This window comes from Albidovulum sp., from assembly GCF_008933605.1.
Classification (GTDB): Bacteria; Pseudomonadota; Alphaproteobacteria; order Rhodobacterales; family Rhodobacteraceae; genus Albidovulum.
In genome coordinates this window covers 1-18,730 of sequence record NZ_WBUS01000066.1, presented here as the reverse complement: position 1 = coordinate 18,730, position 18,730 = coordinate 1, and the positions used below count along the sequence as shown (strand labels likewise).

At 67.8% G+C, this 18,730-nt stretch carries 16 protein-coding genes and 1 tRNA gene; 4 read left to right on the top strand and 13 right to left on the bottom strand.

Translation table 11 applies throughout. From position 1 onward, the window contains the following. On the top strand, positions 1-880 hold an 880-nt coding region (locus tag F9K34_RS10400), incomplete at its 5' end, for an IS5 family transposase (protein ID WP_291336895.1). A 768-nt stretch (positions 881-1,648) separates the two neighbouring features. Here F9K34_RS10400 and F9K34_RS10395 read toward each other — a convergent pair. Further along, positions 1,649-1,723 (bottom strand) — tRNA-Gln (locus F9K34_RS10395). Positions 1,724-1,820: 97 nt separating this feature from the next. Between F9K34_RS10395 and F9K34_RS10390 the strand changes: the two genes are divergently transcribed. Then, the gene (locus F9K34_RS10390; protein ID WP_291336894.1) at positions 1,821-2,996 is read left to right on the top strand and encodes an NAD(P)/FAD-dependent oxidoreductase; all 1,176 of its coding nucleotides are present in this window, start codon (positions 1,821-1,823) and stop codon (positions 2,994-2,996) included. 3 nt (positions 2,997-2,999) lie between these two features. On the opposite strand, the gene kdsA is transcribed toward F9K34_RS10390, so the two are convergent. From kdsA to F9K34_RS10370, 4 genes are all read right to left on the bottom strand, one after another. After that, positions 3,000-3,833, bottom strand: a complete 834-nt coding sequence (kdsA, locus tag F9K34_RS10385; protein ID WP_291336896.1) for a 3-deoxy-8-phosphooctulonate synthase — start codon at positions 3,831-3,833, stop codon at positions 3,000-3,002. Between the two features lie 19 nt (positions 3,834-3,852). Next, positions 3,853-5,412 (bottom strand): capsule biosynthesis protein, encoded by a 1,560-nt coding sequence (locus F9K34_RS10380; RefSeq protein WP_291336893.1) that lies wholly within the window; start codon positions 5,410-5,412, stop codon positions 3,853-3,855. Continuing rightward, a complete protein-coding gene (locus F9K34_RS10375; RefSeq protein WP_291336892.1) occupies positions 5,396-6,049 on the bottom strand; it encodes an ABC transporter ATP-binding protein in 654 nt (217 codons plus the stop codon). Before F9K34_RS10375 ends, F9K34_RS10380 begins: the two co-directional genes overlap by 17 nt. 127 nt (positions 6,050-6,176) lie before the next feature. Further along, positions 6,177-7,433, bottom strand: a complete 1,257-nt coding sequence (locus F9K34_RS10370; protein WP_291336891.1) for a Na+/H+ antiporter NhaA — start codon at positions 7,431-7,433, stop codon at positions 6,177-6,179. 119 nt (positions 7,434-7,552) lie between these two features. Between F9K34_RS10370 and F9K34_RS10365 the strand changes: the two genes are divergently transcribed. Then, on the top strand, positions 7,553-8,164 hold the full coding sequence (locus F9K34_RS10365; RefSeq protein ID WP_291336890.1) for a uracil-DNA glycosylase family protein: 612 nt from the start codon (positions 7,553-7,555) through the stop codon (positions 8,162-8,164). Then, on the top strand, positions 8,154-8,945 hold the full coding sequence (locus tag F9K34_RS10360; RefSeq protein ID WP_291336889.1) for an SseB family protein: 792 nt from the start codon (positions 8,154-8,156) through the stop codon (positions 8,943-8,945). The genes F9K34_RS10365 and F9K34_RS10360 overlap by 11 nt, the downstream gene beginning before the upstream one ends. A gap of 7 nt (positions 8,946-8,952) precedes the next feature. Here the strand turns inward: F9K34_RS10360 and F9K34_RS10355 are convergent, their stop codons facing one another. The 8 genes from F9K34_RS10355 to F9K34_RS10320 all read right to left on the bottom strand — a co-directional run bounded on the left by F9K34_RS10355 (position 8,953) and on the right by F9K34_RS10320 (position 18,474). After that, positions 8,953-9,891: a 2-hydroxyacid dehydrogenase gene (locus tag F9K34_RS10355; RefSeq protein ID WP_291336888.1), complete on the bottom strand. Its 939-nt coding sequence runs from the start codon at positions 9,889-9,891 to the stop codon at positions 8,953-8,955. Positions 9,892-9,895: 4 nt separating this feature from the next. Further along, on the bottom strand, positions 9,896-11,035 hold the full coding sequence (rodA, locus tag F9K34_RS10350) for a rod shape-determining protein RodA (protein ID WP_291336887.1): 1,140 nt from the start codon (positions 11,033-11,035) through the stop codon (positions 9,896-9,898). Next, positions 11,032-12,975, bottom strand: coding sequence for a penicillin-binding protein 2 (mrdA, locus tag F9K34_RS10345; RefSeq protein WP_291336886.1), 1,944 nt, complete (start codon positions 12,973-12,975; stop codon positions 11,032-11,034). Before mrdA ends, rodA begins: the two co-directional genes overlap by 4 nt. After that, positions 12,972-13,511 (bottom strand): rod shape-determining protein MreD, encoded by a 540-nt coding sequence (locus F9K34_RS10340; RefSeq protein WP_291336885.1) that lies wholly within the window; start codon positions 13,509-13,511, stop codon positions 12,972-12,974. Before F9K34_RS10340 ends, mrdA begins: the two co-directional genes overlap by 4 nt. Continuing rightward, complete coding sequence (gene mreC, locus F9K34_RS10335) at positions 13,504-14,448, bottom strand: rod shape-determining protein MreC (protein WP_291336884.1); 945 nt, start codon at positions 14,446-14,448, stop codon at positions 13,504-13,506. The genes F9K34_RS10340 and mreC overlap by 8 nt, the downstream gene beginning before the upstream one ends. A 57-nt stretch (positions 14,449-14,505) precedes the next feature. Then, positions 14,506-15,543, bottom strand: coding sequence for a rod shape-determining protein (locus F9K34_RS10330; protein ID WP_291336883.1), 1,038 nt, complete (start codon positions 15,541-15,543; stop codon positions 14,506-14,508). Positions 15,544-15,727: 184 nt separating this feature from the next. Further along, positions 15,728-17,284: a 2-isopropylmalate synthase gene (locus tag F9K34_RS10325; RefSeq protein ID WP_291336882.1), complete on the bottom strand. Its 1,557-nt coding sequence runs from the start codon at positions 17,282-17,284 to the stop codon at positions 15,728-15,730. Between the two features lie 212 nt (positions 17,285-17,496). Beyond that, on the bottom strand, positions 17,497-18,474 hold the full coding sequence (locus F9K34_RS10320; RefSeq protein ID WP_291336881.1) for a hypothetical protein: 978 nt from the start codon (positions 18,472-18,474) through the stop codon (positions 17,497-17,499). Positions 18,475-18,730: the final 256 nt, after the last annotated feature.

Genomic DNA, 18,730 nt, shown 5'->3' with positions numbered 1-18,730 from the left:
CGCGGCGCTTAAGCGCCGGGGGTCGCTGACGATCTGGTTCGATCCCGAGATGACTTGGGAGGCTGATCCGACTGGCAAGCGCGGGCGGCAGCCCGTCTACAGCGATCCTGCCATTCAGACCTGCCTGACGATGAAGGTTCTGTTCGGCTTGGCGCTTAGACAGGCGACCGGGTTCGTCGAGAGCCTGCTCCGGTTGATTGGGCTGAATTGGACGGTGCCGGACTTCAGCACCCTGAGCCGTCGCCAGAAGACGCTGGCCGTGAACATCCCGCATCGGGGGTCGCAAGGCCCGCTGCACCTCTTGATCGACAGCACCGGGATCAAGGTCGAGGGAGAAGGTGAGTGGAATGCACGCAAGCATGGCGGCCCGAAGCGGCGCGTCTGGCGCAAGGTCCATCTCGGGATCGACGAGCAAACACTGGAGATTCGGGCGGTCGAGGTCACCAGCAGCGATGTTGGGGATGCGCCCATGTTGCCCGAATTGCTGAGCCAGATCGCACCCGATCAGGAGATCGCCAGCGTCACCGCCGACGGGGCCTACGACACGCGCAAGTGCCATGATGCCATCGCCGAGCGGGGCGCTCATGCCGTCATTCCGCCGCGCAAAAACGCCAAGCCGTGGAAGACCGCCACCGCAGGCGCTGTCGCGCGCAACGAAGCATTGCGGGCGTCGAAATACCTTGGCCGCGCGCTCTGGCGACGATGGAGCGGCTACCACCGCCGGAGCCGTGCAGAGACGAAAATGCACTGTGTCAAACTCCTGGGTCAGCGCCTCATGGCGCGAGACTTCGATCGCCAGGTGGCCGAGTTCCAGGTCCGTGTTGCCGTGCTGAACGGCTACACCGCGCTCGGCATCCCAGTCACGAGGGTCGCAGGATAAGTCTGTCCGGGAGAAGGGGCAGTCCGACTGTCAGCCGATTTGTGCAACAAAGCCGTTTCCAACTCATTTCGGACGTTGCTGGCCCCGAGAGAAGGACCAGAATGCGCTTCACGCACGGAACGGTACAACTCAGCGACCGGATCATCTTCGGCCTCTTGGCAGTCGCGGTATTTTCGCCTGTGAACCGGAACCAAACGATTCCGAGTAGCTACTATTTGACGTACGGGACCGTCGCGGAAATGCCGATTAGCGAGTGGTGGGGGAGAGCACACGATTTCCCGCAGATAGCTGCGCTCGATCCAATACCATCTGTCAGGCTCGACTTCATGGAATGGATCGAAAGAAAGCGCTAGCGAGCATAGCTCTATTGCTCCCCGTTCTTCGATGTCCTGCTGGACTTCGTGGCGTGGCGGCAGTCCCCGCGCTGCCCGGGCTACCTCTCCCGCCTGACCTCTCATGAGGAGCGGTGGGGGGCTCTCCCTCCTTATGCTTCCTAAGGGGGGTTAAGAGGACTGCTGCAGAAGGAGATGCTTCTGTTCTCTTTGTTCTGCTTTCTCCATTACTTATACCTATTAGGAGGAGACCCAGGGGGACCTGTAGCCCCCTGAGCAGCAGCAGTTCCTTAGTTCTTCTTCCCCACCCCTCGGAGCCTAGGCCCAGCGCCCTGCAGAGAGCCCGTAGCAGCCCGCAGCAGGTGGGGCACAGGTTGGGGCACTTCGGTGAGGCGAGACCCGTGAAGGCCTTGGGGCGTCATGATGTTGGGATGGATGGCTGGGGCGCTAGGATTCGAACCTAGGTATGGCGGTACCAAAAACCGCTGCCTTACCACTTGGCGACGCCCCAACTGGCGGGGTTCATAGCGAAGCCGTGCCCGGGCCGCAAGACCAAATCACCGCCCGCGCGCCGTTGTTCCCGGCGGGGAGAGAGCCTAGGAGAGGGGATGGAATCGACGGATGTCCTGATCCTCGGCGCCGGAGCGGCCGGCATGATGTGCGCGATCGAAGCCGGCCGGCGCGGACGGCGGGTCGTCGTGCTCGACAATGCCGCGAGGCCGGGGGAGAAGATCCGGATTTCCGGCGGGGGGCGGTGCAACTTCACCAATCGCGAGGCGCCGGTGGAGCGGTTCCTGTCGCAGAATCCGCGCTTCGCGGTCTCGGCGCTCAGCCGCTTCACGCCGGCGGACTTCATCGCGCGGGTGGACCGGGCGGGTATCGCCTGGCACGAGAAGACGCTCGGCCAGCTTTTCTGCGACGGCAGCGCCCGGGAGATCGTCGCGATGCTCACCCGGCAGATGGCCGAGGCCGGTGTCGACCTCAGGCTCGGACGGCAGGTGGGCGCTGTGCGCCGGGACGGGCGGTTCATCGTGGCGACGGACGCGGGCGAGATCGCGGCGCAGAGCCTCGTCCTTGCCACCGGGGGCAAGTCGATTCCGAAGATGGGGGCGACGGGGCTCGCCTACCGGATCGCGGCGGGGTTCGGGCTGGCTGTGACCGAGACGCGGCCGGCGCTCGTGCCCCTGACGTTCGCGCCGCAGGACCTCGCGGACATCGCGCCGCTGGCCGGGATTTCGGTCGCGTCGCGGGTAAGCCTCAGCCGGGCGAGCTTCGAGGAGGGGCTGCTCTTCACCCACCGGGGGCTTTCGGGGCCGTCGATCCTGCAAATCAGTTCCTACTGGCGCGAGGGTGCCACGATCACCGTGGACCTCGCCCGGGACGCCTCCGTCGGTGCGGCGCTGAAGGCGGCGCGGGCAACGGGCGGGCGGCTCGACCTTGCCACCGCGCTCGGCAGGCACCTTCCGGAGAAGGTGGCGCGGATGGTGCTGGGGCGCCTGGGCCTTGCCGGGAGGCTCGCCGACCAGCCGAACGCCGCGATCGACCGGGTGGATGCGGCCGTGCACCGCTGGCAGGTCACGCCGGTGGGGTCGGAGGGCTACCGGACGGCCGAGGTGACGCTCGGCGGCGTCGATACCGCCGGGCTCGATGCAAGGACGATGGCGGCGAAGTCGGTGCCGGGGCTCTTCGTCGTGGGCGAAGCGGTGGATGTGACCGGTTGGCTCGGCGGCTACAACTTCCAGTGGGCCTGGTCTTCGGGCTGGGTGGCGGGGCAGGTCGCGTGACGTTCAGACCCGCAGCGGATCCGCCTTGGCAATCCGGTCGAGCGCCATCAGCGTCTCGAGGAGCCGCGCCATCTGGTCGAGCGGCACCATGTTCGGCCCGTCCGAGGGCGCGCGGTCGGGGTCCTCGTGCGTCTCGATGAAGACGCCGGCGATGCCGAGGCTGACGGCGGCGCGGGCCATGGCGGGGGCGAATTCGCGCTGGCCGCCGGACGATCCGCCCTGCCCCCCGGGCTGCTGCACCGAATGGGTCGCGTCCATGATCACCGGGTACCCCGTCCTGGCCATAATCGGCAGCGAGCGCATGTCCGCCACCAGCGTGTTGTAGCCGAAGGAGGCGCCGCGTTCGGTCAGCAGGATGCGCTCGTTTCCCGTGCTCGCCACCTTGGCGGCGACGTTCGCCATGTCCCAGGGCGCAAGGAACTGGCCCTTCTTGATGTTGACGGCGCAGCCCGTTTCACCGGCCGCGAGGAGGAGGTCGGTCTGGCGGCAGAGGAAGGCCGGGATCTGGATCACGTCAACGACCGTCGCGGCGATTCGCGCTTGGTCGGCGTCGTGGATGTCGGTCAGGACCGGCATGCCGAGCGCGGTCCGCACGCCTTCCAGAACCTTCAGCCCCGCCTCCATGCCGATGCCGCGCCGGCCCGCAAGCGAGGTGCGGTTGGCCTTGTCGTAGCTTGCCTTGAAGACGTATTGCGCGCCCACGGAGGCGCAGGCTTCGGCCATGCGGCCGGCGATCATCTGGGCGTGGTCGGCGCTTTCGATCTGGCAGGGCCCGGCGATGACGGTAAGCACCCGGTCGTTGCCGACGGTGAGCCCGCGGATGCTCACATCCTTCATCTTGGTCATTCCGGCCTCCTCAGGCGGTCGCCTGTTCCCGCAGGACGGATGCGGTCAACGACAGCATGAGGTAAATGCCACCGAAGATCAGGAAGGCCAAGAGCGTGTTTTCGAAGGCGCGCGGATAGGTCGGCTCGTCGGGCGCCACGGGGCTCACGGCCGTTTCCAGGTATCGCACCTGCCGGTTGGCCTCGATCCGTGCGGTTTCGAGCTGCTGGAGCGCCTGACTGAGCATCAGCTGGCGGTTCTGCAACTCGGCCTCGGCGATGCGGAGCTGACCCGAAACCTGCGCCAGCGATGCGGTCTCGTCGCTTCCTTGCGTGAGGTGCGAGCGCAGGCCGCGGATCAGATCCTCCAGCCGGGCGATGTCGCCCTTGGCGCCGTCCACCCGGGCCTGGTTGGGGTTGGCGTTGTCGAGAAGCTGCTGGAGTTCCAGCCGCTTCTTCTGCAACTCGACCTCGAAGGTGGCGACCTGGCTCATCACGGTGTTGGATTCCGACAGCGGATCGAGCACACCCAGCTTCTGCTGCAGGTCGAGCACCTTCGCCTGCGCCGCGGTCACCTTGGCCTCGGCATCCGCGAAGCTGTCGCGGGCGCCCTGCATCTGGTCCTCTCGCAGGCGCTGCGAAAGCTGGTCGACCTGTTCTTCCGCATAGCCGATCAGCGCCTCGGCGAACTTCTGGCTGACGGAGGGATCGGCGGCGATGACCTCCATCTTGATCAGCCCCTCGGTCGGGTCGTAGCCGATCTTCACGTTGCGCTTGTAGAGCCGGTAGGCGGCTTCGTTCGAGGCGCCGGGGTCGAGCCGCTGGACGGGGTCGACGAACGGTTGCGAGAAATGCGCCTTGAATCCGAGGTCGCGATCGAGCCTCAGCATCGCATCGCGCGACTGAAGGTAACCCTGGACGGCGATCGAATCCTGCGAGGTCGCGAACTGGGTCCCGCGGAACATGGACCCCAGCCCGCCGACCTGGGCGTCCGCCTGCTGGATGATGAATTCGGACTTGGTGGCGAAGAGCGGCGTCGCCACGCGGAAATAGTACCAGCCGGCGAGGAATGTCGGCAGGAACACGAAGATCGCGAGCCGCGCCAGGAGCATCAGGAAGTTGCGCCGGCGGCGGCGAACGATGTCGCGCTGGATGGCGATGATCTCGCGCGCGCGGCCAGCCTCGTCCAGCGGCGGGCCGGGCAGCTTCGGCGGCATCACCGTCTGCGGCAACTGCGCCCGGGTGGAATCGGCGCGCCGTTCGATGAGTTGCAGGACGGCGGCCGGCCGGAACGGATCGATGCCCTTCTTGCGCAGGAGGCGGATGGCATCGAGGTCCGAGGCCGCTTCGATCCCGTGCTTCATGGCCACGCGGCGCGCGGTGCGAAGCTGCCGGCCGGTAAGTCCCTCGGCGCGGATCGCCTCGATCTCGTCCTCCGCCGTCCGGGCCGCGGGGCCGAGCATATCCGTCTCGGCCGTGGGAAAGGGCTCGTCCCCGAACCCATCCTCGGGCAGGGGGGCGGGGCCTGCGGACCTCGGCGCGGAGGCGCCGGCGCGGATGCGGAACTTCGCGGCTTTAGGAGGCGTAGTCATACATCCGTTTCGCTTCTTCGAGGGTGTCGAACATGTGCAACCGGCCGTCGCGCAACACGGCGGCCGACCGGCAGAACTTCTCCAGCGTCGCCGGCTGGTGCGAGACGACGATGACGGTCGCCGTCTTCAGCCGCTCGCGCAGGATGTATCCGGCCTTGCGGTTGAACTCCACGTCCGTGGTGGAGGGCATCCCCTCGTCGATGAGGTAGATGTCGAACTCCATCGCGAGCAGCAGCGAGAAGGTGAAGCGCGCCTTCATGCCGGCCGAATAGGTGCCGACGGGCATGTCGAAGTATTCCTCGATCCCGCAGAGCCAACGGCTGAAGGCCTCCACATAGTCGGGGTCGAGGCCGTAGAGACGGGCGATGAACCGGGCATTCTCGCGCGCGGAATGCTTCTGGACGACCCCGCCCATGAAGCCGAGCGGAAACGACACCCGGCAGCCTTTCCGGATCGTCCCCTCGTCGGGCTTCTCGAGCCCCGCCATCATGTTGATGATTGTCGTCTTGCCGGTCCCGTTGGGCGCGAGGATGCCGAGCGAATTCCCCAGCTCGACACGGAACGAGGCGCGGTCAAGGATCACCTTGCGCGTCTTGCCCGTCCAGAAGGACTTGCTGACATTCTCGAACTCGAGCATCCGATGGCCCTGGGCCGCCTCGCCTCGCGGACGGTCATACATCCGCTTCGTTAACAACCGTTACACCGGTCTTCAGGCGGCATTATGGCGCAAGCATCGACGCCGAGGAAGCCCCGGCGCCTTCGGGCTACGGCAGCGCGACCTTCTGGACGCGGAAGACCTTGCCGGCGACGATGGCGATGATTGCCGCACCGAAGGAGAAGAGCGCGCCCATCTTCGCCGCGTCCTGCACCGGACCGGCCGGGAAGGCCACCGAGGCGACGAAGAGCGCGACGGTGAAGCCGATAGCGGCGACGCAACCGACGACGACGAGATCGGAGTTTCGCATCCCATCGGGCAGGCCGAGGCGCAGCACGTTCGCCGCGAACCAGCCGAAGAGGAAGATGCCGACCGGCTTGCCGATGATCAGGCCGAAGAGCACGAGCCAGGTCGGCGCGCCAATCGCGCTGAACTCGACGCCGGCGTTCAAGAGGCCGAAGAAGAAGAGGACGAACTCCACCGGGAACTTCAGGCGGTGCTCCATCCAGTTGAGGAGGTCGGTGAGATACTGCTCCGCCTCGGCGAAGATGCCGAAGGCGCGATCGGCATGTGGAATCGTCGGCACGATCGGCAGGAGGCCGAGCGCAGGATGGATGCCCGCTTCCTGGAAGCCGAACCAGCTCAGGCAGCCGGCGATCAGGTAGGGCCAGAACGACAGGTACTTGCGCACCCAGGTCGAGTTCGGGCGCAACTGGTTGCCCCGGTCGAGACGCCGGGGCAGCCAGTTGAAGAGGATGAACACGGCCAGCGCCGCGCCAAGCGAGAGGAGGAGCCACGCTGGCGCGAGTTCCCCGGTCGGGTAGAAGATCGCCAGGATGATCAGCCCGCCCGCGTCGTCGGCGATGGCGAGAAGGAGCAGGAACCGGACCGCCGGATGGCCGGCGCCGAAGACCATCCGGCCGACGAGGTAGGAAAACGCGATGTCGGTCGCGGTCGGGATCGCCCAGCCGCGGCTGACCGTCTCGAAGACGCCAAGGGCGGCGGCCAGTCCGAGATAGACGACGACCGGCCCGATCATGCCGCCTGCGGTGGCCACGAGCGGCGTCATCGCCCGCGATCCGCGCAGCGAGCCGTTCTCAAGGATCACCGCTTCCCAGACCTCCTTCGCGGCGATGGCGAAGAAGAAGGCCATGAGCACGTCGTTGACGAGGAAGTGAAGCGTCAGGGTCCGGGTGGCGCCGCCGCCCTCCTCGTGCAACTCCCCGATGAAGAAGTTGTCGACGAGCACGTAATGGACGAAGTGGTGGTAGCTGTCCGGGTTGGTGTTGGCCCATATCAGGGCCAAAAGAGCGCCACCGATCAGAAGGAGCGAGTATGCGGTAACGTAGTTCCAGACCCGATACATGCCTTCCCCCCCCCTGTCCGACTTCCGGTCTGGATACTGGAAAGGTCCCAGCGGAGCAACCCGCCGCGCTGCGGCAAGACGGCGTTGTGTGACCCCGTTGCGAGGGCTAAGTCACGTTCATGACCGTCTCTCTGCTACAACTTGACCGCGAGATTGCCGCCTGCCGTCTTTGTGCCGCCGATTTTGCGGCAACCGCCACAGCGCATTCGCCGCGACCGGTCGTGTGGTTTCGCCCCGGTGCACGGGTGCTGATCGCCGGGCAGGCGCCGGGCGCGCGGGTGCATGAGATCGGCCGCCCCTTCGCCGACCCGTCCGGCGACCGCCTGCGGACCTGGCTCGGGCTGACCGAGACGGAATTCTACGACCGTGACAGGGTCGCAGTCGTGCCGATGGCCTTCTGCTTTCCGGGCTATGACGGCAAGGGCTCCGATCTGCCGCCACCCCGGCGTTGCGCGGCGACCTGGCATGCGCGGGTAAAGGAGGTTCTGACGGATGTCCGCGTGACGTTTCTCGTTGGCGGCTATTCGCAGGCCTGGCACCTCGGGCCGGCTGCGGTGAAAGGCGGCGTGACGGCCACCGTCGCGCGCTGGCGCGACCACGCGCCGCGTGTCTTCCCCTTGCCCCATCCGTCCTGGCGCAATACGGCATGGCTAAGGCGCAATCCGTGGTTCGAGGCCGAGCTTCTGCCGGTGGCGCGGAAGCGGCTGCGCGAGGTGCTCGATGGAAACTGATCTCGACCGGCTGCATGCGGCGATGAACGCCGCGCCGGAGCATGACGCGGCGCGGCTCGCCTTCTACGACCGTTTGGCGGATGCGGAGCTTTTCCTTCTCCTGGCGGAGGAACCGCTCGGCGACACGATCGAGCCGGCGCTCGTCGACCTGGAGGAGGGGCGGGCCGCGCTTGTCTTCGATACCGAGGCCCGGCTCGCAGCCTTCGCCGAGGGTCCGGCGCCCTACGCCGCCCTGCCCGGGAGGGTCGTGGCCCGGTTGCTGTCGGCCGAGGGGCTCGGGCTCGGACTGAACCTTGCCGTTGCCCCCTCGGCCACGCTGCTTCCGGCCGGGGCGCTCGGCTGGCTCGCCGGAATGCTGGGACAGGCGCCCGCGGAAGCGGCCGCACGGCCGGTGGCCTATGGTCCGCCCGCGGGCGTACCGCAGGCGCTTCTCGCCGCGCTCGACGCCAAGCTCGCCCGGCTCGCCGGGCTCGCCGCGCGGGCGCATCTCGTCGCGGTCACCTGGGAGGGGGGCGGGCAGGGCCATCTCCTCGTGGTCGAGGACGCCCTGCCCCTGGCAGAGGCGGCGCTGGCCAAGGCGGTGTCCGAGGCGCTGGTCTTTTCCGGCATCGAGGCAGGGGCGCTCGACGTGACCTTCCTCGCGTCCGGCGATGCCGCGCTCGGCGACATCGCGCGCCAGGCGCTCAGCTTCGACCTTCCGGCGGCGCCCGCCGAGACGGCCCAGGTCCTCAGTCCTGCGGCGCCCGGAACCGATCCGGCCCGGCCGCCGAGGCTCCGGTGACGCGGGCTCAGTAGCCGCGTGCGCGGTCGACGAGATAGAGGAAGGGCTCTCCGGCCTCGCCGCGCCGGACGTTCTCGGCGATGACGGCAGAGGCGGTCAGCGGCCGCGTGCTTGCCGCGACGTGGGGCGTGACCGTCACGTTCGGATGGGCCCAGAACGGGTGCTCCTTCGGCAGCGGCTCGTTGCGGAAGACGTCGAGCGTGGCATGACCGACCTGGCCGCGGTCGAGTGCGGCGAGCAGCGCCGCATCGTCGATGAGCGGCCCCCTGCCGGGATTGATGAGGATCGCACCCCGGGGCAGTCGGGCGAGCCGGGCGGCGTTCATCAGGTTCTCGGTTTCCGCCGTGAGCGGCATCAGCAGGATGACGATCTCGGCGCGCGACAGGACCGTGTTCAGGCCCTCCTCGCCCGAATGGCAGTCGATGCCGGGGATCGACTTCAAGCTGCGACTCCACCCCAGCACACGGAAATTGAGCCGCGCCAAGGCCTCGCCCGCGGCCTGCCCGAGGGCGCCGAGGCCAAGGATGGCGACGGAGCGTTCCCGGGCGATGGGCGGCGTGATGTCGTTCCGCCAAATGCCGTCCTGGTGGAGGATATGCAGGTCCATGCCGAGATGGTGGCGGAGCGTGTGCCCGACGACCCATTCGACCATGCTTTCCGTCATCGCCGGATCGACCATGCGGGCGAGCGGCTGGGTCAGCGTCCGGTTGCCGACGATCCGCTCCACCCCGGCCCAGAGGTTCAGGACGGCCTTGCAGTTCACGAAGGGTGAAAAGTTCTCGATTTCGCCGCCGGGCGCAAAGACGATGTAGTCCACCTTTGCCGGATCTGGCGCGGCCAGGAGGATCTCGGCCTCCACGCCCGCGTCGGCCAAGGCGCGCGGCAGTTGGTCGTGATATTCCCTCCAGGCGGCGGAGCCGGCGGCGAAATGGACAGTGACGGGCATCGGACTACCTCGGGCGGTGGATATGGGCGCTCTGCACGAGCCCGAAGGCGGCGAGCAGGATGATCATGGCCGTCCCGCCGTAGGAGACAAGGGGCAACGGCACGCCGACGACGGGCATGAGCCCCGTCACCATGCCCATGTTGACGGTGAAGAACAGAAAAAACGTCCCCGCGACACCGAAGGTCAGGAGCGCGGAAAAACGGTCGCGGTTGGCCAGCGCCGAGGAGATGCAGAAGACGATGATGAGGATGTAGAGGGCGAGGAGCGAGAAGGCGCCGACGAAGCCGAATTCCTCGGCGAGCGTGGTGAAGATGAAGTCGGTGTGCTTCTCCGGCAGGAAGTTCAGCCGTGACTGGGTGCCCTGCATGTAGCCCTTGCCCGCCCAGCCGCCCGACCCCAGCGCGATCTGGGCCTGGGTGATGTTGTAGCCGGCGCCAAGCGGGTCGGACCCCGGATCGAGGAAGGTGTCGATCCGCCGGAACTGGTAGTCCTCGATCAGTTGCCAGTCCGTGCCCCGGCTCTCGAACACCGCAAAGACGAGTGCGCCGACCAGTGCGATGACGGTGCCGAAGTACCAAAGGCTGACGCCCGCCACGAACATCACGATGCCGCCTCCGGCGACGAGCAGGATCGCTGTGCCGAGGTCGGGCTGCTTGAGGACGAGGAAGGTCGGCACGAGGATCAGGAGCACCGGGATCAGCACCCAGAGCGGCCGCGAGGTACGTTTCACGTCGAGCCAGTCGTAATAGGCAGCAAGGAACATCACGAGCGCGATCTTCATGATCTCGGACGGTTGGAGGCGGAGCGGTCCGAGATCGAGCCAGCGTTGCGCGCCCTTGCCGACGTCGCCGAAGAACTCGACCGCAACGAGTAGGACAAGCGCCCCGAAATAGGCGAGACCGGAAAGGTTGCGCCAGAACCAGATGGGCACGAAACCGATGACGAGCATCACCGCCATGCCGACGGCGAAACGCTTCATCTGCGGTTCCGCCCAGATTTCGATCCGGCCGCCAGCCACCGAGTAGAGCATGAGGAACCCGACCGCGGCCGTCGCTGCCAGAAGGAGGACAAGCGCCCAGTTGACGTAAAGCACCTTCCTGAGCCCCGAGGGTACGGTCTTGACGTTGTACTCGAGGTAGCTCATGCGCGCGACCTCGTCGCGTCGGTGGCGCCAGGCTCGAGCACCCGCAGCTTCTCGCGCTCGGATTCGATGCGCGTCCGCTGGCTTTCGGGATAGGCGGTCAGCGGAGGCATGCCGTCGTTCATCGCGAAAAGCACGATGTCGCGCGCGATCGGCGCGGCTGCGAGGGATCCGCCGCCGCCGTGCTCGACGACGAGCGCGACGGCATAGCGCGGCGCGTCGAAGGGCGCGAAGCAGACGAAGAGCGCGTGGTCGCGCCGGTTCCAGGGAAGCTGGTCGTTGGAGATCACGCCGCGCGCACGTTCAGCCGCGGTGATGTTCCTCACCTGGCTCGTGCCCGTCTTGCCGGCCATGAGCATGGTATCGTCGACAATGCGCGAGCCGTAGGCAGTCCCTCGGCGGGAATTGGTGACGTCGAACATGCCCCGCCGGACGTAGGCCAGCAGGGCCGGGTCGATGCCGAGATCGGCGGCGGGCTCCTGCGGCAGTTCCTGGCCGTCGATGGCCCGCATCAGCTGCGGCATGATTGCCTTGCCCGTGGCGATGCGCGCGGTCATCACCGCGAGTTGCAACGGCGAGGCAAGCACGAAGCCCTGGCCGATCCCGGAGTTGAGAGTGTCGCCGATGAGCCAGCCGGTCCCGTACTTGCGTGCCTTCCATTCCTTGTCGGGGGCAAGGCCTTCCGAGATCGCCGACATCGGCAGATCGAAGCGGACACCGATGCCGAGCCGGCGCGCCATGGCCGCCAGCTTGTCGATGCCGGTGCGCTGCGCGACCTCGTAGTAGAAGACATCGCAGGACTGCTCGAGGCTTTGCGTCAGGCCGACGTGGCCATGCCCGGCCCGCTTCCAGCAGTGGAACCGGCGGTTGCCGAGTTCGGTGAAACCGCGACAGTAGACGGTCTCCTCGGGAGAGATCACGCCCGCCTCCAGCGCGGCGAGCGCAGTCACCATCTTGAACGTCGACCCCGGCGGGTAGGCGCCTTGGACCGACTTGTCGGCGAGCGGCCGGTGGTCGTTTTCGGTAAGCGCCCGGTACTCGGCCGTGGAGATGCCGCGGACGAAGAGGTTGGGGTCGAAGCTCGGCGCCGAGTTGATGGCCAGGATGCCGCCCGTGGTCACGTCCATCACCACGGCGGCCGCGCTCTCCTCGCCGAGGCGGGCCTGGACGTAGTTCTGCAGCCGGTGATCGATCGTCAGCCGCACGTTGGCACCGGGATCGCCGTCCCGCCGGTCGATCTCGCGCATCACCCGGCCGGTGGAATTCACCTCGATCCGCCGCGTTCCGGCCTTGCCGCGCAATTCCTCCTCGAGCTTCGCCTCCACGCCCAGCTTGCCGATCTGGAACCGCGGAATCTGCAGAAGCGGATCCGGGTCCTCCATCTTCGAGAGGTCGTAGTCGCTGACCGGGCCGACATAGCCGAGCACATGCGCGAAATCGGGGCCGAGCGGATAGACGCGCGACAGACCCACCTCGGTCGTGACGCCCGGAAGGACCGGCGCGTTCACCGCCACGCGGCTGAAATCCTCCCAGCTCAGCCGGTCCGCCACCGTGATCGGCAGCGTCGGCGCGCGCCGGGAGATTTCCCTGCGCGTCCGCTCCAGATCGTCGGGCGCGAGCGGCACGAGCCGGGACAGCCGGTCCAGCACCGCATTGGTGTCGCCGGCGTCCTCGGGCGTGATGGTGATCCGGTAGTTCTGCTCGTTCCCGGCGATGACCTCTCCGGAGCGGTCCTGAATGAGCCCGCGCGCGGGCGGGATCAGGCGGATCTTGATCGAGTTCTCCTCGGCCAGCAGACGGAACTGATCCGTCTGGTCAAGCTGGAGATACCGCATCCGGAACGCGAGCGTGGTCGCGAAGACACCCTGCAGGCCGGCGAGCAGCAGGCCGCGCCGGCTGATCGTGCGGAAGCTTTCCTGGGTATCGCGCGGCGAGCGTCTCATTTCCGGCGTCCGAAAGCATCGACCTGACCCGGCGCCGCCTTGCGCAAGCCGAAGACGAAATGGGCAATAAGCACCACGCCGGGATAGGCGAGGATGGTGACCACGGTCCGCAGCGCCGTCAAGCCGGCTGGCGCCTGAGGTACCAGGAAGGTGGCGAGCACCAGTCCGTTGATCACCGTGACGGCGATGACCAGGCCCCCGGCGACCAGCCATTCGAGCGCAAAAGGCAGGTCACGGAAACTCGCCTCGCGGGATCGCAGGAACTCCGTGCCCAGAAGGACGACGAGCGGCCAGAGCCCCGGCGGACGCATGGCAAGGACATCCTCCATCAGCAGGACCGCGGCGACAAGCGCGGCGGGCGCGTAGTCGGGCCGGCGCAGCACCCAGGCGATGGTGCCGCAGAGGATGAAGTCGGGCCCCGGAACGCGTGACGGCACGGCATCGAGCGGCAGCATCCGCACGAAGAGGACGAACGCCGCAATCCCCGCGAAGAGGACCCTGTAGGCCAGCCGGCGGGCCGCGACCGGATCAACCATCGCCGGCCTCGGCCGCGGGTGTCGGGGCGTCCGGTGTCACGGGGGCGGGCACCGCGGCGGGCGGCAGGACGGGCAGCACCGGCGGCGGAATGAGGCCGCCCGCCTCGGTGATCTGTTCGGCCGGATGGCTTCTGAGCACGCGAAGGAAGCTCAGCCGCTCATAATCCGCGGCGAGGCGGACGCGCAGGCGCCGGTCCGGACCGAGCTCCACCTGGCCGACGAGCAGCCCGGCGGGAAAGACGCCGCCATCCCCCGACGAGATCACCCGGTCGCCGGGGCGCACCTGCTCGGGCGCCTCGATGAACTCGACCGGAGGGGCGGGGCTGTTGTCGCCCACGAGCATCGCCCGCTGGCCCGAGGGCTGGATCGTCACCGGGATGCGGCTGGAGGCATCGGTCAGAAGGATCACCCGGCTCGTGGTCTGGCCGACCCCCGAGATGCGGCCAACGAGGCCCAGCCCGTCCATCGTGGCCCAGCCATCGACGATGCCGTCGCGGGCGCCCACGTTCAGCAGCACCGACTGGCGGAAGGGCGATCCGGAATCCGCCATCACGACGCCGGAGACCGAGGTGAGCTTGGGGTCGAGCCGCACCTGGTTCTGCGCCAGCAGCTTGGCGTTCTGCTGTTCGAGCTGGACGGCCGCCTCCTTCCACGCCTTCATCTGCTGAAGTTCGCGGCGGAGTTCCTGGTTCTGCTCGTAGATGCGCGCGTAGGACTGGAATCCCTCCACCATGCCGACGAGCTTCGTGACCGGGGCCATCGCCCAGTCCATATTCGGCACCACCTTGTCGATGAAGACGGCGCGGAAGCGTTCGACGCGGGGGCTGTCGATGCGCCAGACGAGGAAGATCGCGGCCAGCGCGAAGAACAGCACCGCCATCAGGATGCGGCGCACCGGTCCCTTGAAATCGGCATCGGTGTTGCGGTCTCTCGCCAAGGGCGGCCTCGCGGTCGGCGCCGTGCCCAAAAGGGCCCCAAGACGGGCCCCGGGGGCTCAGCTGTCGTAATCTATCACGTGGCGGAGTTGCTTTTCATACTCCAGCGCCTTGCCGGTGCCAAGGGCGACGCAGTTGAGCGACTGGTCGGCGATGGAGATCGAAAGCCCCGTCTGCTCGCGCAGCGCAAGGTCCAGTTCGCCCAGGAGCGCGCCGCCGCCCGTAAGCATCACGCCGCGGTCCACAATGTCGGCCGCAAGGTCGGGCGGCGTCGCCTCGAGCGCGGTCATCACCGCCTCGCAGATCTGCTGGACCGGCTCGGCGAGCGCCTCGGCGACCTGGGCCTGGTTGATCTCGATCTCCTTCGGCACGCCGTTCAGAAGGTCGCGGCCGCGGATCGACATGGAGGCGCCGCGCCCGTCGTCGGGCATCCGCGCGGTGCCGATCGAGGTCTTGATGCGCTCGGCCGTGGATTCGCCGACGAGCAGGTTCTGCTGACGCCGCAGGTAGTTGACGATCGCCTCGTCCATGCGGTCGCCGCCGACGCGGACCGAGCGGGCATAGACGATGTCACCGAGCGACAGCACCGCGACCTCGGTGGTGCCGCCGCCGATGTCCACGACCATGCTTCCGGTGGGATCGGTGATCGGCATGCCTGCGCCGATGGCGGCGGCGATGGGCTCCGCGATCAGCCCCGCGCGCCGGGCGCCGGCCGAGAGGACCGACTGGCGGATGGCGCGCTTCTCGACCGGGGTCGCGCCGTGGGGCACGCAGACGATGATCTTCGGCTTGGAGAAGGTCGCGCGCTTGGCCACCTTGCGGATGAAGTGCTTGATCATCTCCTCGGCGGTGTCGAAGTCGGCTATGACGCCCTCGCGCATCGGCCGGATGGCCTCGATGGAGCCGGGGGTGCGGCCGAGCATCAGCTTGGCGTCCTCGCCGACAGCGAGCACCTGTTTCTTGCCGTCCTTGACGTGGTAGGCGACGACCGAGGGTTCGTTCAGAACGATCCCCTTGCCCCGGACATAGACGAGCGTGTTCGCCGTCCCGAGGTCGATCGCCATGTCCGACGAAAAAAGCCCGCCCCAGCCTGCCATGATGTGTTCCCGTTTCCCCAAAGAGATTTGGGCCGGCGACTCGCCCGTCGCAGGCCGGGGCTTCTTATAGGCTTTGCCGGCAGGGGGCGGAAGGGGGCGCCGCGGGCCTCCCTGCGGGTTTCCGCCGCAGCGGAGAAATCGAACATTTCGGGCGGGCCGGAGCGCCTCCAGCCCGCCGATCCTGTCACGAAACCGACTTCAGCTCCTCGGCAGGCTTCGTCTTTTCGCGCCGCACCACGAGATTGTTCAGCGCGTTGACATAGGCCTTGGCGCTGGCGACGACCGTGTCGGTGTCCGACGACTGGCCGGTGACGATCTTGCCGCCCTCTTCGAGTCGCACCGAGACGGTGGCCTGCGCATCGGTTCCCTCGGTCACGGCATGGACCTGGTAGAGCGCGAGCCGGGCGCTGTGTGGGAAGAGCTTCTTCACCGCGTTGAAGGTGGCATCCACCGGGCCGTCGCCCTGCGCCGTCACCTGGTGATCGACCCCGTTGACGGTCAGGATCAGGTCGGCCGACTGCGGCGCCTCGGTGCCGCAGATGACGCGCAGGAACTTCACCTGCATCTGCCCCTCGGCCGAGGTCGAATCCGTCATCAGCGCGACGAGGTCGTCGTCGTAGACCTCCTTCTTGCGGTCGGCGAGCGCCTTGAAGCGCACGAAGACGTCGTTGAGCTGGTTGTCGGCAAGCTCGTAGCCCAACTGGCGCAGCTTGTCGCGCAGCGCCGCGCGCCCCGAATGCTTGCCCATGACGAGGTTCGAGGCCGAGAGGCCCACATCCTCGGGACGCATGATCTCGAAGGTCTGGGCGTTCTTCAGCATCCCGTCCTGGTGGATGCCGCTTTCGTGGGCGAAGGCGTTCTTGCCGACGATCGCCTTGTTGTACTGCACCGGAAAGCCCGAGACGGCAGCGACCCGGCGCGAGATGTTCATGATCTTGGTCGTGTCGACGCCCGTGGTGAAGGGCATGATGTCGTGGCGGACCTTCAGCGCCATCACCACCTCTTCCAGCGCGGTGTTGCCCGCCCGCTCGCCGAGCCCGTTGATCGTGCATTCGATCTGCCGCGCGCCGGCCTCGACGGCGGCCAGCGCATTGGCCGTCGCCATGCCGAGGTCGTTGTGGCAGTGCGTGGCGAAGACGATCTCGTCCGCGCCCGGAACCCTTTCCAGGAGCATCCGGATCAGGTCGGCGGATTCGCTGGGCGCGGTGTAGCCCACGGTGTCGGGGATGTTGATCGTCGTGGCGCCGGCCTTGATAGCGATCTCCACGACGCGGCAGAGATAGTCGTGTTCCGTCCGCGTGGCGTCCATCGGCGACCACTGGACGTTGTCGCAGAGGTTGCGGGCGTGGCTCACGGTCTCGTGGATCCGCTCGGCCATCTCGTCCATCGTCAGGTTCGGGATCGCGCGGTGGAGCGGCGATGTGCCGATGAAGGTGTGGATGCGCGGCCGCTTCGCATGACGCACCGCTTCCCAGCAGCGGTCGATGTCCTTGAACTGGGCGCGGGCGAGGCCGCAGATCACGGCGTTCTTCGTCTGCCGGGCGATGTCGCTCACCGCTTCGAAGTCGCCTTCCGAGGCGATGGGAAAGCCCGCCTCGATGATGTCGACGCCCATTTCGTCGAGCAGCTCGGCGATCTCAAGCTTCTCGTCATGGGTCATCGTCGCGCCGGGCGACTGTTCGCCGTCGCGCAGCGTGGTGTCGAAAATCAGCACGCGGTTTCTGGGTCTCTGGTCGGTCATCGGTTCATCTCTCTTTTGTCCTTAGCTGGCCTGGCGCAGCAGTCACCTCTGAGCGGTCGCGCCGGAAGGCACGCTCAGAGGCGGCTAAGGAGGAGAAGGAGGCCACGAAGCGACGCCGCGCGAAAGGCGCGGTGGGTCTCGGCAATATTCAGGCTCCGTGTCATGGCGCGGACTATAGGGGGGCGGAGCGAAAAGGAAAGATGGAAAACGCCTCAGTCCGAGGCAAGGTCGGCCTCGGCCGCGAGACCGGCGCGCAGGCCGCGGCGCTGGCGGCCGACCTTCCAGTGCGGCCGCTCGGCCATGAGCCGGTCGGCGGCCCGCAGGGCAAGCCGGTGGTGGCCGCGATCGCCGGCGCGCGCGAGGAGTGCCTCGACATAGGAAGGGGAGGCGAAACGGGCCCGCATCATCCGGTGGAAGGCCGGCAGGTCGAGGGTGCCTTCCAGCGCGGAGCGGGCCAGCGGCTTCAACTGCCCCATGCGCAGGAGCGCCGGCGGCAGCTTGTGGCCGAGGTACGGCATCCTGAGCGGGATGGTGTTCGGCCCGGCAAGCCGCGCGGCGTGGGCGGCATCCTCGGCCTGATGCGGATCGAAGGCGAGGTAGAGCCGGCCCGCCGCGCCCGCCGCCTCGGCGGCGTCGGCATGGCGGCCGGTCCAGGGGAGGGTGCGGCGGGCATAGCGGTAGCGCGTCTCGAAGGGGGCGCGCGCGGGGTCGAGCGTCGATTGCGGCGCGAAGGCGAGAATCGTCGCGCCGGGATAGTGGCCGGCGAAGGCCAGCGCGCCGAACCCGCCCATCGAGGAACCGAAGGCCGAGATCGCGCCGAATCCGGCGAAGAAGCCTTCGGCGCCGAGCGCCTCCATGGCCTCGATCAGGGCGGCGTCGCGGAACCAGTCCTTGCGCTTGATCATGACGCCGAGCACGTCCCAGCCCTGCGCGGCAAGGAACTCGTCCCCCCAGGGGACGCGGGCCTCGGTTTCGCGGACCGAGGCGAGGTTGTCGTAGGTCACGACGAGACGGCGGGCGTCGCGGGGCGCGGGGCCTGGCGCGGGCAGGAAGGCGAGAAGATGCGCGGGCAGGTCGCGAGCAAAGCCACCGGTCGTGGCGGCGCGGCTGCGCACCGCGTCAAAGGCGGCCTCCGCTGTTACGTTTCCGGGTTCGGCGCCGCCCGGCGCCGGCATGGTGTCTTTGCTCATCTGCCCGCTGGCCGCCTGGGCCGCCCGTTGTCGCCCGGGGGCGAGCCTAAGCGAAAGCCGTGCGGCTGTCATGACCCAGCCGCGGACCCGGGAGGGCGGTCAGTTGTCCGCCGGCGCTGCGGGCGCGGCGGCGCCGTCCGCCGGCGGCGCGGTGCTATCAGCGGGGGCCGGGGCGGTCGCATCCGGGGCGCCTTCGGTCGCAGCCGGCTTCTCCTCGGTCAGCGCGCCCTCGGTCCAGATGCCCGAGGCGGTCTGG

Coding starts and splice junctions, on each gene's coding strand:
- F9K34_RS10320 (WP_291336881.1), bottom strand. CDS start 18,474: ATGAGCAAAGACACCATGCCGGCGCCGGGCGGCGCCGAACCCGGAAAC.
- kdsA (WP_291336896.1), bottom strand. CDS start 3,833: ATGAAGGATGTGAGCATCCGCGGGCTCACCGTCGGCAACGACCGGGTG.
- F9K34_RS10390 (WP_291336894.1), top strand. CDS start 1,821: ATGGAATCGACGGATGTCCTGATCCTCGGCGCCGGAGCGGCCGGCATG.
- F9K34_RS10370 (WP_291336891.1), bottom strand. CDS start 7,433: ATGTATCGGGTCTGGAACTACGTTACCGCATACTCGCTCCTTCTGATC.
- F9K34_RS10325 (WP_291336882.1), bottom strand. CDS start 17,284: ATGACCGACCAGAGACCCAGAAACCGCGTGCTGATTTTCGACACCACG.
- F9K34_RS10340 (WP_291336885.1), bottom strand. CDS start 13,511: ATGGTTGATCCGGTCGCGGCCCGCCGGCTGGCCTACAGGGTCCTCTTC.
- F9K34_RS10380 (WP_291336893.1), bottom strand. CDS start 5,412: ATGACTACGCCTCCTAAAGCCGCGAAGTTCCGCATCCGCGCCGGCGCC.
- rodA (WP_291336887.1), bottom strand. CDS start 11,035: ATGAGCTACCTCGAGTACAACGTCAAGACCGTACCCTCGGGGCTCAGG.
- F9K34_RS10330 (WP_291336883.1), bottom strand. CDS start 15,543: ATGGCAGGCTGGGGCGGGCTTTTTTCGTCGGACATGGCGATCGACCTC.
- F9K34_RS10355 (WP_291336888.1), bottom strand. CDS start 9,891: ATGCCCGTCACTGTCCATTTCGCCGCCGGCTCCGCCGCCTGGAGGGAA.
- F9K34_RS10360 (WP_291336889.1), top strand. CDS start 8,154: ATGGAAACTGATCTCGACCGGCTGCATGCGGCGATGAACGCCGCGCCG.
- mrdA (WP_291336886.1), bottom strand. CDS start 12,975: ATGAGACGCTCGCCGCGCGATACCCAGGAAAGCTTCCGCACGATCAGC.
- F9K34_RS10375 (WP_291336892.1), bottom strand. CDS start 6,049: ATGCTCGAGTTCGAGAATGTCAGCAAGTCCTTCTGGACGGGCAAGACG.
- F9K34_RS10365 (WP_291336890.1), top strand. CDS start 7,553: ATGACCGTCTCTCTGCTACAACTTGACCGCGAGATTGCCGCCTGCCGT.